The 12,992-nt window shown below is 69.8% G+C and carries 16 protein-coding genes; 11 read left to right on the forward strand and 5 right to left on the reverse strand.

Features of this window, described 5'->3' with window-relative positions:
- Nucleotides 1-278: 278 nt before the first annotated feature.
- From ACVWNX_RS13985 to ACVWNX_RS13995, 3 genes are all read right to left on the reverse strand, one after another.
- Nucleotides 279-1,283, reverse strand: a complete 1,005-nt coding sequence (locus tag ACVWNX_RS13985) for a chymotrypsin family serine protease (RefSeq protein ID WP_454414250.1) — start codon at nucleotides 1,281-1,283, stop codon at nucleotides 279-281.
- 469 nt (nucleotides 1,284-1,752) lie between these two features.
- Nucleotides 1,753-1,962 (reverse strand): DUF397 domain-containing protein, encoded by a 210-nt coding sequence (locus ACVWNX_RS13990; RefSeq protein WP_454414251.1) that lies wholly within the window; start codon nucleotides 1,960-1,962, stop codon nucleotides 1,753-1,755.
- Complete coding sequence (locus ACVWNX_RS13995; protein ID WP_454414252.1) at nucleotides 1,959-2,798, reverse strand: helix-turn-helix domain-containing protein; 840 nt, start codon at nucleotides 2,796-2,798, stop codon at nucleotides 1,959-1,961. The genes ACVWNX_RS13990 and ACVWNX_RS13995 overlap by 4 nt, the downstream gene beginning before the upstream one ends.
- A 91-nt stretch (nucleotides 2,799-2,889) precedes the next feature.
- On the opposite strand from ACVWNX_RS13995, the gene ACVWNX_RS14000 reads away from it, so the two are divergent.
- The 5 genes from ACVWNX_RS14000 (at nucleotide 2,890) to ACVWNX_RS14020 (ending at nucleotide 5,327) form a co-directional block, all read left to right on the forward strand.
- Nucleotides 2,890-3,141 (forward strand): hypothetical protein, encoded by a 252-nt coding sequence (locus ACVWNX_RS14000; RefSeq protein WP_454414253.1) that lies wholly within the window; start codon nucleotides 2,890-2,892, stop codon nucleotides 3,139-3,141.
- Between the two features lie 274 nt (nucleotides 3,142-3,415).
- Nucleotides 3,416-3,820, forward strand: a complete 405-nt coding sequence (locus ACVWNX_RS14005; RefSeq protein WP_454414254.1) for a hypothetical protein — start codon at nucleotides 3,416-3,418, stop codon at nucleotides 3,818-3,820.
- Between the two features lie 72 nt (nucleotides 3,821-3,892).
- Nucleotides 3,893-4,657 carry a radical SAM protein gene (locus tag ACVWNX_RS14010; protein ID WP_454414255.1) on the forward strand — a complete coding sequence of 255 codons (765 nt, stop codon included), beginning with the start codon at nucleotides 3,893-3,895 and terminating at the stop codon, nucleotides 4,655-4,657.
- Nucleotides 4,658-4,740: 83 nt separating this feature from the next.
- On the forward strand, nucleotides 4,741-5,124 hold the full coding sequence (locus ACVWNX_RS14015) for a hypothetical protein (protein ID WP_454414256.1): 384 nt from the start codon (nucleotides 4,741-4,743) through the stop codon (nucleotides 5,122-5,124).
- Nucleotides 5,121-5,327, forward strand: coding sequence for a hypothetical protein (locus ACVWNX_RS14020; RefSeq protein WP_454414257.1), 207 nt, complete (start codon nucleotides 5,121-5,123; stop codon nucleotides 5,325-5,327). Before ACVWNX_RS14015 ends, ACVWNX_RS14020 begins: the two co-directional genes overlap by 4 nt.
- A gap of 133 nt (nucleotides 5,328-5,460) precedes the next feature.
- On the opposite strand, the gene ACVWNX_RS14025 is transcribed toward ACVWNX_RS14020, so the two are convergent.
- The gene (locus tag ACVWNX_RS14025; RefSeq protein WP_454414258.1) at nucleotides 5,461-6,255 is read right to left on the reverse strand and encodes a calcium-binding protein; all 795 of its coding nucleotides are present in this window, start codon (nucleotides 6,253-6,255) and stop codon (nucleotides 5,461-5,463) included.
- A gap of 422 nt (nucleotides 6,256-6,677) precedes the next feature.
- Between ACVWNX_RS14025 and ACVWNX_RS14030 the strand changes: the two genes are divergently transcribed.
- A complete protein-coding gene (locus ACVWNX_RS14030) occupies nucleotides 6,678-7,418 on the forward strand; it encodes an NUDIX hydrolase (protein ID WP_454414259.1) in 741 nt (246 codons plus the stop codon).
- Between the two features lie 2 nt (nucleotides 7,419-7,420).
- On the opposite strand, the gene ACVWNX_RS14035 is transcribed toward ACVWNX_RS14030, so the two are convergent.
- Nucleotides 7,421-8,794 carry a hypothetical protein gene (locus tag ACVWNX_RS14035; RefSeq protein WP_454414260.1) on the reverse strand — a complete coding sequence of 458 codons (1,374 nt, stop codon included), beginning with the start codon at nucleotides 8,792-8,794 and terminating at the stop codon, nucleotides 7,421-7,423.
- A 192-nt stretch (nucleotides 8,795-8,986) separates the two neighbouring features.
- Here ACVWNX_RS14035 and ACVWNX_RS14040 point away from each other — a divergent pair, with 192 nt between their 5' ends.
- The 5 genes from ACVWNX_RS14040 to ACVWNX_RS14060 all read left to right on the forward strand — a co-directional run bounded on the left by ACVWNX_RS14040 (nucleotide 8,987) and on the right by ACVWNX_RS14060 (nucleotide 12,988).
- Nucleotides 8,987-9,778 carry a 2-keto-4-pentenoate hydratase gene (locus tag ACVWNX_RS14040; protein WP_454414261.1) on the forward strand — a complete coding sequence of 264 codons (792 nt, stop codon included), beginning with the start codon at nucleotides 8,987-8,989 and terminating at the stop codon, nucleotides 9,776-9,778.
- 73 nt (nucleotides 9,779-9,851) lie between these two features.
- Nucleotides 9,852-10,721 (forward strand): acetylating acetaldehyde dehydrogenase, encoded by an 870-nt coding sequence (locus tag ACVWNX_RS14045; RefSeq protein ID WP_454414262.1) that lies wholly within the window; start codon nucleotides 9,852-9,854, stop codon nucleotides 10,719-10,721.
- Between the two features lie 14 nt (nucleotides 10,722-10,735).
- Nucleotides 10,736-11,761 carry a 4-hydroxy-2-oxovalerate aldolase gene (gene dmpG, locus ACVWNX_RS14050; protein ID WP_454414263.1) on the forward strand — a complete coding sequence of 342 codons (1,026 nt, stop codon included), beginning with the start codon at nucleotides 10,736-10,738 and terminating at the stop codon, nucleotides 11,759-11,761.
- On the forward strand, nucleotides 11,758-12,768 hold the full coding sequence (locus ACVWNX_RS14055) for a beta-ketoacyl-ACP synthase III (protein ID WP_454414264.1): 1,011 nt from the start codon (nucleotides 11,758-11,760) through the stop codon (nucleotides 12,766-12,768). The genes dmpG and ACVWNX_RS14055 overlap by 4 nt, the downstream gene beginning before the upstream one ends.
- A complete protein-coding gene (locus ACVWNX_RS14060) occupies nucleotides 12,758-12,988 on the forward strand; it encodes an acyl carrier protein (protein WP_454414265.1) in 231 nt (76 codons plus the stop codon). The genes ACVWNX_RS14055 and ACVWNX_RS14060 overlap by 11 nt, the downstream gene beginning before the upstream one ends.
- Nucleotides 12,989-12,992 lie beyond the last annotated feature (4 nt).

A 12,992-nucleotide genomic window follows, 5' to 3' on the forward strand; every position in this document is an offset into this window, starting at 1 on the left:
CTTCGCGCCCCCCTTGGGGAGGCTCCCCAAGTGAATCCCGTATGCGGTTCCTCCGCTGTACCAAGGGCCACCACTGTCGCCACCCGATGAAACGTACTTTTCCGTCATCACCAGGTGCCTCAACCTCGGGGTCGAGACGTTACGGTACTTTACTTTGCTGCAAGTCTTCCCAGTAGTTTTTCCGTACTTGCAGAGACTGGTACCGACAGAGGGCATTCCGGCACGCCCATCGGCATATCTCGTCTTGTTCTTAGCGTGATAGAAGGTTCGCGTGGGCGTCATCGTCCCGTGTGAAACGTACCCGATGTCACCCCAGTTTCCTTTATGGCTCCAAATGGCGTCAACCTTTGTGCTGCCACTACCAGATTCGAGTAAGTGGAGGAGCTACCTTCCGCGCAATGGCCCGCAGTACCCAGCCTCTTTGTACTGCCGGTTATGTACTTCAAATTGAACCCTGCGGTGCAGCCGGTGAGATGACCTCCCCCTCGAATGTAGCCACTCTCCTCTTCGAGGGCCGCTCCCCGGGTGATGGTTACCTCTACCGGGAACGGCGAGTCAGTTATGCTTTCGAGTTCTACAGCGTGAGCGGACGTCACAGCCCGCGCGCTCGCGCTCCCTATCGCCGCTGGCGCCTCCACATCGGCCCGAATGACTCCGCTGCGAATATCGTAGGCCACGTTGAATACCTCCCCTCGCGCCTGCGCTGCCGCTGCCCACGCGGCCGCCTGTGCAGCCAAGGCAACCTCAGCGAACGACCGACTGACAACCTCCGCAGGAACCGGAAGAGTGGAGATAAGATTCAATGCCTCTGCCGGAGCGGCCCCCTTGAAGGCGAACCAGGCACTCCTATCCAACTTCTCAGCTCCAGAAAAGCTATCCGGATACTGAGCCTCTAGAGCGTCAGCGACCTTTACAAATTCATCCTGCCAGCCATATCGGTTGATCGCTTCGTCAAGAGTTATCCCCTCTCCGGCAGCGATAGCCTCCATGTCCTCAAGTTCTCCTGCCGACAGAAGGTCGATGGAACCGGATGGCGTACTCACGGGGCCGTCAGGTTCATTCGGAGCCAGCGCACGAGCACGCCTCTGCGAATGAGCCAGATGGTTACCGATGGCAGCATCGAGCGAAATCCCTTGGACTTCCGCAGTCCGTCGGATCTCGTTGAGCTCTGGGCCCCCGTACTTGACCCCTTGCTTTTCAGTGTTCAAGAAGACGGAAGTCTCGACCGGCGCCGAGGCCTTCTCCACCGAATGCGCGGTCGAAACTCCGGCGAACAACGTCAAGGCGACCATCGTCGACCCCACAGAAGTTATTCGAAGCGATCTGCGGCTTGCCTCAAAATCCGGCACAGCCCCCCCTGAAGTTTTAGAAACTATCGGAACTCGCAACGAAAGCGCACGAATCGAACTTCTGGCGATCCGGTCACAGATCCCGAAGAACCCGAAGCCTTTGCGAGCGCTTTACATTCACAGGCCAAGCTTTTCATGGAGGTGTCACACGAGCAACCAACTTCTACCAGGGCAATAACGAACACAGATCCAGGAATCGGACACCATGGCCGCTCTGCGCGTATGTCACAGAACGCTGCCCGCCGTGGCTGTGGAGCCGGGAGGTCGCCGCCGGGAGCGGTCAGCCTGCCGGGGCGGGCACTCGGGTTCTTGAAGTCGTGGACGCGGACGGCGACGAGCCCTGCCGCGCGCTTCCGGTGCGGGAGGTGCGGCAGGGCTCGTTGTCGTGCGGTGGGGCCGAGGGCTACAGGGTGCTGAACCCGTCCGTCTTGACGCCCGTCACGAAGGAGGCGAAGGCGTGCGCGGGGAGGTTCAGGACGGGGCCGCTCGGGTCCTTGGAGTCACGGACGGGGACGGTACCGGTCGCGGACGCGTACGCGGGCGCCCACTCGACGCACGCGCCGCCGCCACCGCTGTAGGAGGACTTGACCCAGACGTGGACTTCTACGGTCACGAGATGCCCTTTCGTACCTGATCGATCAGGTCTACGGATGCCGCTTGCGAGAGCGAGACGGCCTGGAGTTGATGGTAGGCCCTCACCAGCGGGAGCACGGAAGCCAATTCGCGGTCCAGATGTCCATGGGTCTCCGACTCCACGTACGCCATTACGGACCGGTCAGCCATCGTCAGCAGATGGACCAGCCGCTTGAACAGTCGGCGCTCACCCAGGCTGAAGGGGGCGATCTGCAACACGGTGTGCGGCAGCTCGGCGAACCGGATCAGGCTGGCCAGCTGCGCTTTCATGACCTCGGGGCCGCCCACCAGGCGACGGATGCAGCTCTCGTCCAGGACGGCGATGATGACGGGCGGTACGGGACGCGCCACGGCCGCCTGCCGCTCGGCCAGGAACTCGATCCGCTCGACGGCCTGTTCCGGCGGGATCGCGCCATGCGTGACAAAGCTCTGTTCTATGGCCGCCGCGTACTCCGGTGTCTGGATGAGTCCTGGGACGGCACCCACATCGAAGAGCCGGATCTCGGCCGCGCGGGCTTCGTGACGGACGTAGTCCGGGAAGCCCTCCAGCAGCACGCCGTACTCCATCTTGTTCCACTCGCGCTCGAACGACTGGTCGGTATCGGCCAGTCCGAGTGCCGCGTCAGCACCGCGCGCGACGGGGAGAGTCGGCACTTTGCGACCGACTTCTACGGCCGAAATATGTCGTCCTGAATATCCCATGCGCACACCCAGCTCGTCCTGGGTCCACTCCCGCTCCTCGCGCAAGCTGCGCAGACGCGCGCCGAACGCCGCGTGCGGCGATCTGTCGGGGTTCAGTTCCTTGCGGTTGACCATGTGCTCTCCCTGGTTGGCATGTTGAAGGAGCGCCGACGCTGGGCCACTCTGAATTCCCCTGGTAGCGGAGCGGCTACGGAGAGGAGTGGTCATGTCCGGTGAGACCGTAGTGCCGAAAAGACCCCCAGACGAACTCGCGGTCGGCACCCTCGCGTTCGACACCCGGCGGGAGCTGTTGGGGGTGGTCATGGACGCCGCGTGGGGTCCCGTCTACCTCCGCCCGCCCGGTGGCGGAATCGAGTGGTGCGCCTGTCGCGAGGACGTGCGTCCGGCGACGGTCGCCGACCGGATCCGGCCCGCGCTGCGCGAATTGAACGTACGTAGTACTCGCGGAGGTGTGTAGGGGTGCGCGGGCGGTTTCGTCATATCGAGTGGAGCCTGCGACGTTTGGAGTTCTGGGGGGCGAGTGCGTATGCACAGTGCGTTTCCGGTTCGCCCCAGTGCAGTGCTGTTCCGCCCAAAGGTCCGGAGTTCCGTACGGCCGAGGGTGCGGCGCGGTGGATCGAGGCGCACTTCCGGGAGACGGGTCACCGTCGGTTCGACCGGGCGTTGTTCGAGACGGTGCAGTGGGACCCGCCGGAGGACGTCGACCCGCGTACCTTGCCGGGGGTCACGACGTGAGCCCGTCACCGTCCTATCGGGCGCGGGTGGTGGCCGAGTGGTCGTCCGCGTACGGGGACTGGGACACGCGGATGGTCCTCGGGACGTTCGGCAGTCCCTATCCGGGGCGGGTGCTGAGGTGGTTGCGCAGGCAGGCGGTGCGTATCGCGGACGGGCTCGATCCGGACCCGGACGGCGGGCCGATCCATCTGAACGCGTTGCGCGAGATTCCGTTCCCGGACCACGAGTTCCCCGGTGACGCACCCACCCGGCTGCGGGCCTGGGCGTTGCACGAGGATCACGCCCCCTCTATACGGCGGCTGCGCGACGGAGGCACCGTCCAGGTCGTCGCGGCGGAGTTCGGCGAGCGGTACGTCCTCACCGCCTGGCCCGACACCGCGACCGGGTCCGGTTCCCCTTGACCTCCCCCTGCCCCGCTGACCTGTCGTCGGGCAGGGGGAGCACCAACCTTGACACTGTGAGAAGGATGGCCGATGTCGCTGGACAAGGAACCGCCTCCGCCCCGGAGGCCGTTCGCCGGGATCACCGTGCTGGAGCTGGAGATCGCCGGGCGCTGCGCGCGGCACTGCGCGCACTGTCTGTCCGAGCCGGAGCCGTGGGCCGCGCCCGGGACGATGACCCCCGACGACTGGCGCCGCGTCATCACCGACGCCGCCGGGCTCGGGGTGCCGCACCTCCGGTTGATCGGCGGGGAGCCGACGCTCCACCCGCACTGGACCGGGTTCGCGGACCTCGCGCTGTCGTCGGGGATGACCGTCGAGCTGTACAGCGACCTCGTCCAAGTCCGGCAGGAGTGGTGGGAGTTACTCGCCCGGCCCGGGATGGGCGTGACGACCGGCTATCACAGTGACTCCGCCAACCAGCACGACTACCTCACCGGGTATCCCGGGAGTCACAGCGACACCCGTCACATGATCCGGCAGGCCGTCCAGCGCGGGGTTCGCGTCCGGGCGCGGATCACGGACACCTTTCCCGGGCAGCGCATCCGCTGGGCCCGCGCAGATCTCAAGGCGATGGGCGTGACCCGAGTCACCTTAGATCGTTATCACACCGGGGCACGCAACCCGGAGTCCGGAAACGACCCCGGGCCGGGACTCGACGAGACCCACGCCCACCACGCACGAGGACGTCTCACCGTCCATCCCAACGGCAACCTCATCGGCTGCCCGCTCACCCCGGAGGCCCCTACCGGAAACCTCCGGCACACCCCACTCACCGCACTCCTCGACCACAACTGAAAACAGAAAACGCCCCGGGCGGACCGCGCCAACGGTCCACCCGGGACTCGCCAAGCCAGCTTTCCGAAGGAGCTGACCGACGTATGCGTAAGCGTATCTTCCATGCCCTCGTATGGGTGCTGATCCGCCTTCCCCTCACCCGCCGGAGCCGTCCCGGGCGGCACACCGCCGAACACCTCGCCGAAACCGGGCCCGTCCCCGTCGTCCCCACCTCGGCCCCCCGGCCCGTCTCCGTCCCCGCACCGGCACCGGTCCCGGAGCCGAGTCCCTGGCGCCGCCCCTGGACCGGACCCAGTTCGGCCGAAGCCCTCGCGATCTTCCGTGCCGAAGAAGCCCGGGACCTGAACCCGGAGCAGCGCGAACGGTTCTACGCCACCGCCTTCGCGGAACTCGGCTACGACTACCCGTACACCGCGCGTGACGTCCACCAGGCCACGGGGACGGGGACCGGGACGGCCGCCGCATGACCCGCGACGCACTCCTCCTCGACGGCCCGCCCGCCACGACCGGCGCCCACTGCCACACCTGCGGACGCTGGACCACCGTCCCCGTCGTCATCGGCTACAGCGGACACAGCGGCGACAGCGACACCGCGACCGTCGCCCATCACGTCTGCCCCCGTCACATCGCCGGGGACGAACGTCTCGCGGATCACCTCACGGCCCCCTGACGCCGGAGGGCCGACAGGAACCCCCCGCCCGGCTCGACACCGGACGGGGGGTTCCGGGCACGGCGCCCGTGGAACCGCGCGGCGGGGTCGGGCTGTCGTCGCGCGGTCAGTGGGGGGCAGCGGGCGCCGTGGGTCAGCGGACGTCCACGTAGTCCCCGGTCGAGGTGGCCGGGCCGGTGGCGCGGGCGCCGCCGTAGGCGAGACGGTAGGTGCCGTCCTCGGACGCCTTCACCTTCGTCTTCACCTTGCCCCGGGCGTCCGCCCCGACCGTCTTCACCGTGGTCCAGGCGGTGGTGCCCGCCTTCTTGAACTGGAGCTTCACCGCCCGGCTGGTGAAGCCCGCGTAGCGGTCGTTGTCCCAGTCGGCGCGGGTCAGGGTGCCGGTGACCGTGAGGTCCGCACCCCGGTTCACCGGCTCCGGCGCCGCGTTGACGGTGAGCTTGGCGGCCCGCTTGATGGAGAAGGCCGCCTCTTGGTCAGCCTGGAGCCCGTTCCGGGCCTGCGCCACCGCGTAGACCTTCCACGGTCCGGCGACCTCGTTGGTGAGGTCCTTCCGGTCGTCCGGGTGCGCCGGATCGGCGGTGTTGCGCAGAGCGCACGCCGAGGTCGTCGGGTCGGTGGACGCGCACCGGGGTTCGAGCCGGTCGGGCATCAGGTTGCGGTACGGGCTCTGCACCGAGTCGCCCCACCAGGCGAAGCCCCCGCCGAAGGTGATGCCGAGTTCGTGCGAGGCGGTGACCGAGACGTCGAAGCTCTTCGGGCTGAGGCCGACCACCAGGTCCTTGCCGCCGTTCACGGTGACCTTGAGGATCCGGGGCGGGGCGTCGGGGTCGGCGGCTCTGGAGTCGGCGGCCTGCGCGGCGGGTACCGCGAGGGCGGTCAGGGCCAGGGTGGTGGTCGCCAGAACGGTTAAGGCACGGGTGCGCATGCTTCTCCCCAGGTCGCTGCGGGCGACCGGCGGCCACCGCCGCGTGCCGCCCCCCGCTCCGGGGCGAGCTGCCGGGCCAACGGTCGAGTCCGGGAGCCGGGCGGCTCCACGTCCCCCAAGACCACGGACGGGGCGGGAGGGTTGAGCGGGACCGGGTGGACCACCCGGACGGGGTGGGCGGACCTCCTCACGTCCGCCGACCGGCGTGGCCTGACCCCGCTGTTCTGGTCACACGTGCGGGCGTACGGGGAGGTGAATCTCGACACGGGCGCCCATCTGAACCTGGCTGCGGCCACGGTACCCGGCCCCCGGGCCCCCGCCGACCGGGCGGACACAGGCGACCAGCAGCCGGCCGGGCGCCCGTAGGCGGCCGTTTCGGCCGAGTCGGCGGTCAAGCCTGGAGCGGGTTCTACGATGAGCCGGTGACCGAAACGCCGTCTCCCGTGGGCATTGACCTCTTCGACGTCGAGCGGCTCCTGCTGACCGAAGCCGCGGAACCACCGCTGCCGCCCCATGACGTTGAGGCCCGGGACCGGGTGTGGGACATGGCGGTCCGGGCCAATCCCGCTCTCTTCGACGGGCCCGTGGTGGCGTGCGGGGGACTGGAGCGGGCCGACCCGCGTATCCTGCGCCTGTCCTGGGTGCGGGTGACCTACCGGCACTACGCGCTGCGCCGCGTTCCCGGCGCTGCGGCACTGCCCTCGTTGTTCGTGAACGTCGTTCAGCCGACCGACGACGGCCGTGTGCTGGTGGCGAGGATGTCGCCCTCCACTGCCGCCCCGGGCCGCTGGCAGCTGCCGGGTGGATCTGTGGAACCGCCGCGGGACGGGGCGGTGCTGGACGAATCGGCACTGGCCGGCCAAGCCGCCCGCGAGCTCGCCGAAGAGTTGGGGATCAGTGCGGCGGCCGAGGTTCTGAAGCTGCGGGTCGTCACCCGCGGCGAGAACGGCAGTGTCGGTCTGACCTACCTTGCCCCGGCTCTTCCCGAGGCGGTACTGCGCGCGGCCTTCACCGCCGCTGCCGCGGCCGAGCGCGTCCAGGGACGTGAACCCGAACTCGACGGCATCGCCCTGGTGCGCACACCGGACGAACTCGCCGGTCTGGCCGGTCCGCACGCGGACTACCTCAAGCCGATCGTCAGCCGCTTCTCCGGGTCCTGCTGAGGTCAGGCACCGGCCAGGAAGTCACGTCCCCGTTCGTCGAGATCGGCCACGCACCGCAGGCCACGGGCGCGGAAGCGTGCGAGGTCACCACGCATGCGGGAGACGGCCTTGCGGGTGCGGACGGAGCGGACACCGTCCATGTGGTCGATGGCCCGGTGCCAGGCGGCGCACGCCTGCTCGATGCTGCCGCGCTTGAGGTGCATCTCCGCGCCCGCGACCAGGTCCAGGGCGACGATCCGCGCGTAGGTGTCCGCCGGGCGGGCCGTGGCGGCCAGCGCGTACTGCTCGGCGGCGGCCCGGTGGTCTCCCACTGTCTCGTGGACCTTGGCGGTGCGGGAGTACACCGATGCGGTCGGCGGGCCCCAGGCCAGTGCCCAGAACGGCACCTCGTCGCCCGGGGCGCCGGCCAGCAGGGTGCGGGCGTGTTCGGCCTCGGCCAGGGCCGCGCGGCGCTTGCCGCTCTTGGCCAGGGTGTGGGCATGGACGACACGGAAGAGAGCTTCGGTCTGGGCATCGACCCGTCCCTTGGCGCGGTTCAGTCCGGTCTCGGCCAGGCCCAGGCAGTGCTCAGGACGATGGAGCTTGAGGCCCTGCATGGCCATCGTGCGCATCACGAATCCGTCGTGCCCACGCAGGCCGGACTCGGCGGCCAGAGCGTAGGACTGGAGGTAGTAGCGCTGGGCGAGTCCCTGCTGACCCGCGTCATAGCTCTTCCAGCCCAGCAGGTGGACCCCTCGGCTGGCGGCGGACAGCATCTGCCGGCGGACTTCGTCGGTACGGAACCGGGCCCGGCACAGCGGGGCGACATCGTCGCGGAGGTAAGTGACCAGGGCGCTGCGGCCATGTTGTCCGCCGTGGCGTTCGTCCATCTCGGAGAACGCGTGGATCATGTCGCGGACGGCGGCGACTTCGGCCATGCCGACGGTGTATCCGGAGCGGGCGGCCGTGGTGCGGGCGGCGATGTCCTGGACGTGGCTGAGGGGTAACGCGGCGGAGGCCGCGGAGTAGGCGGAGGCCGCCAGGAAGCGTCGGCGGTCCAACTCGTACCTCCACATCGGCAGCAGAGCGTCCAGGGGGTCACCCCCCAGGGACAGTCCGATGGTGTCATCCTCGGCCTCTGCCGGGGACGGCAGGCCCAGGTCGGCGGTGGTCAGGAGGCGGCCCAGGCTCCGGGAGAGCGCGACCGCGAGGTAGCGGGGTGTATCACCACGGGGCACGGATCCGCCGAGCCAGTGCTCGACGTTGGACTTGTTCGTGCGTAAGTCCGCGCCGCACTCGGCGGCGACCGCGCGGACCGCCTTGGCCAGCGCCTCGTAGGTGAGGCCGGATTCAGCGACAAGGGCACTGAGCTGGACGTTCGGCGTGCGCGTGGTCATGAGCACCTGCCCCGTATATACGCGATATACCGCTTGGACTGCCCATCACCGTACCGCTGCGAAGAGCCCGCCGGTTGACTGTTCATCAGGCTCGGACCCGGCGGTCGGCGGTGTCAGCACCGCCCCGGTTCTGCTGCCGCGCCCACGTATCTGAACCGTAGGTGATGCCCCATGCCCCGAGGAGGGACCGTCATGGACGAGCCGGATGACCGCTGGATCGCCGCTACGGCGTCGGCTCTGCTAGCGGCGGAGTCCGAGCGGGTGCCGATCGACGCGCTGACCGTCCGGAGGCCGGAGCTGTCTTTGGAGACCGCCTACCGGGTGCAGGGGGAGGGGGTCGCCCGGCGGGTCCTGGGCGGAGCCCGCGTCATCGGCCACAAGGCCGGGGTGACCTCTCAGGCCATGCAGGAACAGATGGGCGTCGACGAGTCGGACTCGGGAGTTCTGCTAGACGACATGGTGCTGCCCACCGGCAGCACCATGGCCCGGTCCGTGCTGATGCAGCCGCGGGTGGAGGCAGAGATCGCTTTCCGGCTCGGCCGTGACCTGGCGGGCGAGAGCGTCAGCACGGACCAGGCACGGGCAGCGGTGGAGAAGGTGTTCCTCGCCCTGGAGGTGATCGACACCCGGTTCACGAGCTGGCGCATCACCGTCGCGGACAGCATCGCCGACAACGCGTCCTGTGCCCGGGTGGTCACCGGGCCCATGGTGCCGCTCGACGCGGACATGGACCTGGCCGCCGAACCGCTGGTCGTCAGCGTCGACGGCACCGCGGTGGCCACCGGAGAGGGCCGCGCCGTCCTCGGCGACCCGCTCCGTGCTCTGACCTGGCTCGCCGGACGGCTGCACCGCGACGGCGGCGGACTGCGCGCCGGGCAGCTGATCCTGGCCGGGGCCGTGCACGCCAGCCTCCCGTTGGAGACCCGGAGCACAGTGCGCGCCCACTCGCCACGTCTTCCGCCGGTCGAACTGCGCGTGCGCTGACCCGCAGCACCCTGCCGACCCCGCGCCTCTCCCTCACGCACCACCTTCCTCCCCTCGAACGAAGGAGCGGCCGATGGCTGCTGACGAACAGCGTCTACGTGTCGCGGTACTCGGCGCCGGCCTGATCGGCATCGACCTCACCGACAAGATCCACCAGTCGCGGAAGCTGGAACTCGCCCTGGTGGCAGGGCGCGACCGGGACAGCCTGGGGCTGCGACGGGCGGCCGAGATGGGCCACCCGACCACGGCCGGCGGGATCCGCGCCCTGGTGGACGCCGGGCCCTTCGATGTCGTCTTCGACGCCACCAACGCCGACAACCACCCCGAACACTGGGCGGCGCTGCGCCCGACCGGCACCACCCTGATCGACCTGACCCCCACCGGGCTCGGCACGGTCATCGTCCCGGGCGTCAACAGCCACCGGTCGGCGGCCCACCGTCACGTGAACCTCGTCAGCTGCGGCGGGCAGGCGGCCGTTCCGGTCCTGTACGCGATCTCCCGGCGCTGCACCCCCACCTACATCGAGGTGGTCTCCACCGGGGCGAGCGCGAGCGCCGGCCGGGCCACCCGCCTGAACCTCGACCAGTACATCACCACCACCTCCGCCGCGATCCGGACCTTCACCGGTGCCGCAGACGTGAAGGTGATGGTCAACCTCAGCCCCGCCCGGCCCGCCCCGCCGTTCCGGGTGGCCATGACCGTCCTCGCGGACGGCATCCGCCCCGCACCGGTCCGTACGAGCATCGCGGCCGCCGCCCAGGCCGTGCGCGCCTACACACCCGGATTCCAGGTGACCTCGCTTGCCGTGGACCCGGGCCGGATCTCGGTCGCGGTGGAGGTGACCGCCGGCGGCGGCCGCCTGCCGCCTCATGCCGGAAGCGTCGACATCATCAACGCCGCCGCCATCCTGCTCGCCGAGCAGTCGGCCACCGTCTCCCGATGAAGGGAACACCACCTGTGAACACACACCCGCGCGAGCGGCCCCGGATCCTCCTGCACGACCCGACCCTGCGCGACGGCCACCACGCCGTCGGCCACCAGCTCGACGCCGACCAGCTCCGTGCCTACGCCATCGCCGCGAACGCCGCCGCCGTGCCGGTGGTCGAGGTCGGCCACGGCAACGGCCTGGGCGCCTCCAGCCTCCAGATCGGCCGCTCCAAGCTCGACGACGCCACGATGCTCACCACCGTCCGAGAAGCCCTCACCTCGTCGCGGATGGGCGTCTTCATGGCCCCCGGCTGGGGCACCTCCGACGACCTGGAGGCCGCCGTCCACCACGGCGCCGACGTCGTACGGATCGCCGCGCACTGCACCGAGGCCGACGTCACCGAACGCCACCTCGGCGCCGTCCGCGGCCTCGGCGCCGAAGCCCAGGGAGTTCTGCTCATGAGCCACATGACCGGCCCCGGCGAACTCGCCGAACAGTGCGCTCTGATGGTGAGGTTCGGCGCTCAAGCCGTCGGCATCATGGACTCCGCCGGGCACTACCTCCCGTCCGACGTCACCGAGCGCGTGCACGCCATCGCCGACGCCGTCAACGTGCCGGTCATCTTCCACGGCCACAACAACCTGGGCCTGGCCGTGGCAAACAGCCTCGCCGCCGTGGACGCCGGGGCAACCGTCATCGACGCGACCGCCCGCGGGTTCGGCGCCGGGGCCGGCAACACCCAGCTCGAAGTCCTCGTGGCCGTCCTGGAGCGTCGCGGCACCGAGACCGGGATCGGCCTGCGCGAAGTCCTGGCCGCCGCCGACATCGCCGCCGACCGCCTGATGAAGGCCCCGCCGTCCATCGACTCGATCGCCGTGGCCAGCGGAATCGCAGGGGTGTTCTCCGGCTTCAGGAGGCCCGTCCTACAGGCCGCACACGCCGAAGGCGTCGACCCCGTCGACCTGTTCCTCGCCCTCGGCGAGCAGCAGGTCGTCGCCGGGCAGGAAGACCTGATCGGCGCTGTCGCCCGGCAGCTCAAGGCGGCCACTCGATGACCGCCGCACCCGTCGCCGGCGGGAGTGCGGCCGTGGTCTGCGCGGTCGGCGCGGCACTGCCCCCGCACGTCGTCGCGAACGCCGACCTGACCGCACATCTGGACACCACGGACGAGTGGATCCGCTCGCGGACCGGCATCTCCCAACGGCACGTCGCCGGGGCGGACCTGTCCACGGCCGACCTCGCCGTACGGGCCGGTGCCCAGGCACTCGCCGACGGGGAGCCGGTCACAGCAGAGGCATTGGTGGTGGCCACGACCACCCCGGACCGCTGCTGCCCGGCCACCGCCCCCGCCGTCGCCACCCGACTCGGCCTGACCGGCATCCCCGCCTACGACCTCGCGGCCGGCTGCACCGGGTTCCTCTACGCCCTTGCCACCGCCGCCGGGCTCATCGCCACCAGCACTGTACGGACCGCCCTGGTCATCGGCGCCGACCGCCTCGCCGCTCTTCCCAACCCCGAGGACCGCACGACCGTCCCCCTGTTCGGCGACGGCGCCGGAGCCCTGCTGCTACGCGGCGGCAGCGCGGACGAGGCCGGGGCGCTCGGGCCGGTGGTGCTGGGCAGCGACGGCACCGGCGCCGACCTGATCCGGGCCTCCCGCCCCGGCGCCCTGCACATGGACGGCAGTGAGGTCTTCCGCCACGCGGTCGAGCGCATGTCCACCGCCTCCCGCCAGGCCGCCACCGCCGCCGGGTGGGAACTCGGCGACATCGACCGCCTGATCCCGCACCAGGCCAACAGCCGCATCACCGCCTTCGCCGCCCGCCGGCTCGGCATCCCCGACGACCGCCAACTCAGTGATATCGCCGAGACCGGTAACACCGGCGCCGCGTCCATCCCCCTGCTCCTGGCCCGCTCCACCGCCGACGGCCGACTCAAGCCCGGCCACCGCACCCTGCTCACCGCGTTCGGCGCCGGACTGACCTGGGGCGCCACCACCCTCACCTGGCCCGGCCTCCCCGCCACAGCCATCCCACCGAAAGGAGCCGGACATGACCGGTGACCTCACCCGCATCCTGACCGACGACCTCAAGCTGCCCGCCGACCGGCTCACCGACGACGCCAGCCTCGACCACGCCGGACTCGACTCCCTCGCCGTCGTCGAACTGTCCGTCCTGCTCACCGACCGCTACGGCATCGACATCAGCGACAGCGACATCAAGAACGCCGCCACCCTCGGCCGGCTCGACCTCCTCATCACCACCAAGCGCAACGGAAGGTGACCAC

It is taken from the genome of Streptomyces sp. JNUCC 64, from assembly GCF_054484115.1.

Coding starts and splice junctions, on each gene's coding strand:
- ACVWNX_RS14020 (WP_454414257.1), top strand. CDS start 5,121: ATGACCCGCGACGCACTCCTCCTCGACGGCCCGCCCGCCACGACCGGC.
- ACVWNX_RS14040 (WP_454414261.1), top strand. CDS start 8,987: ATGGACGAGCCGGATGACCGCTGGATCGCCGCTACGGCGTCGGCTCTG.
- ACVWNX_RS14025 (WP_454414258.1), bottom strand. CDS start 6,255: ATGCGCACCCGTGCCTTAACCGTTCTGGCGACCACCACCCTGGCCCTG.
- ACVWNX_RS14060 (WP_454414265.1), top strand. CDS start 12,758: ATGACCGGTGACCTCACCCGCATCCTGACCGACGACCTCAAGCTGCCC.
- ACVWNX_RS14055 (WP_454414264.1), top strand. CDS start 11,758: ATGACCGCCGCACCCGTCGCCGGCGGGAGTGCGGCCGTGGTCTGCGCG.
- ACVWNX_RS14000 (WP_454414253.1), top strand. CDS start 2,890: ATGTCCGGTGAGACCGTAGTGCCGAAAAGACCCCCAGACGAACTCGCG.
- ACVWNX_RS14045 (WP_454414262.1), top strand. CDS start 9,852: ATGGCTGCTGACGAACAGCGTCTACGTGTCGCGGTACTCGGCGCCGGC.
- ACVWNX_RS13995 (WP_454414252.1), bottom strand. CDS start 2,798: ATGGTCAACCGCAAGGAACTGAACCCCGACAGATCGCCGCACGCGGCG.
- ACVWNX_RS14010 (WP_454414255.1), top strand. CDS start 3,893: ATGTCGCTGGACAAGGAACCGCCTCCGCCCCGGAGGCCGTTCGCCGGG.
- ACVWNX_RS14035 (WP_454414260.1), bottom strand. CDS start 8,794: ATGACCACGCGCACGCCGAACGTCCAGCTCAGTGCCCTTGTCGCTGAA.
- ACVWNX_RS14015 (WP_454414256.1), top strand. CDS start 4,741: ATGCGTAAGCGTATCTTCCATGCCCTCGTATGGGTGCTGATCCGCCTT.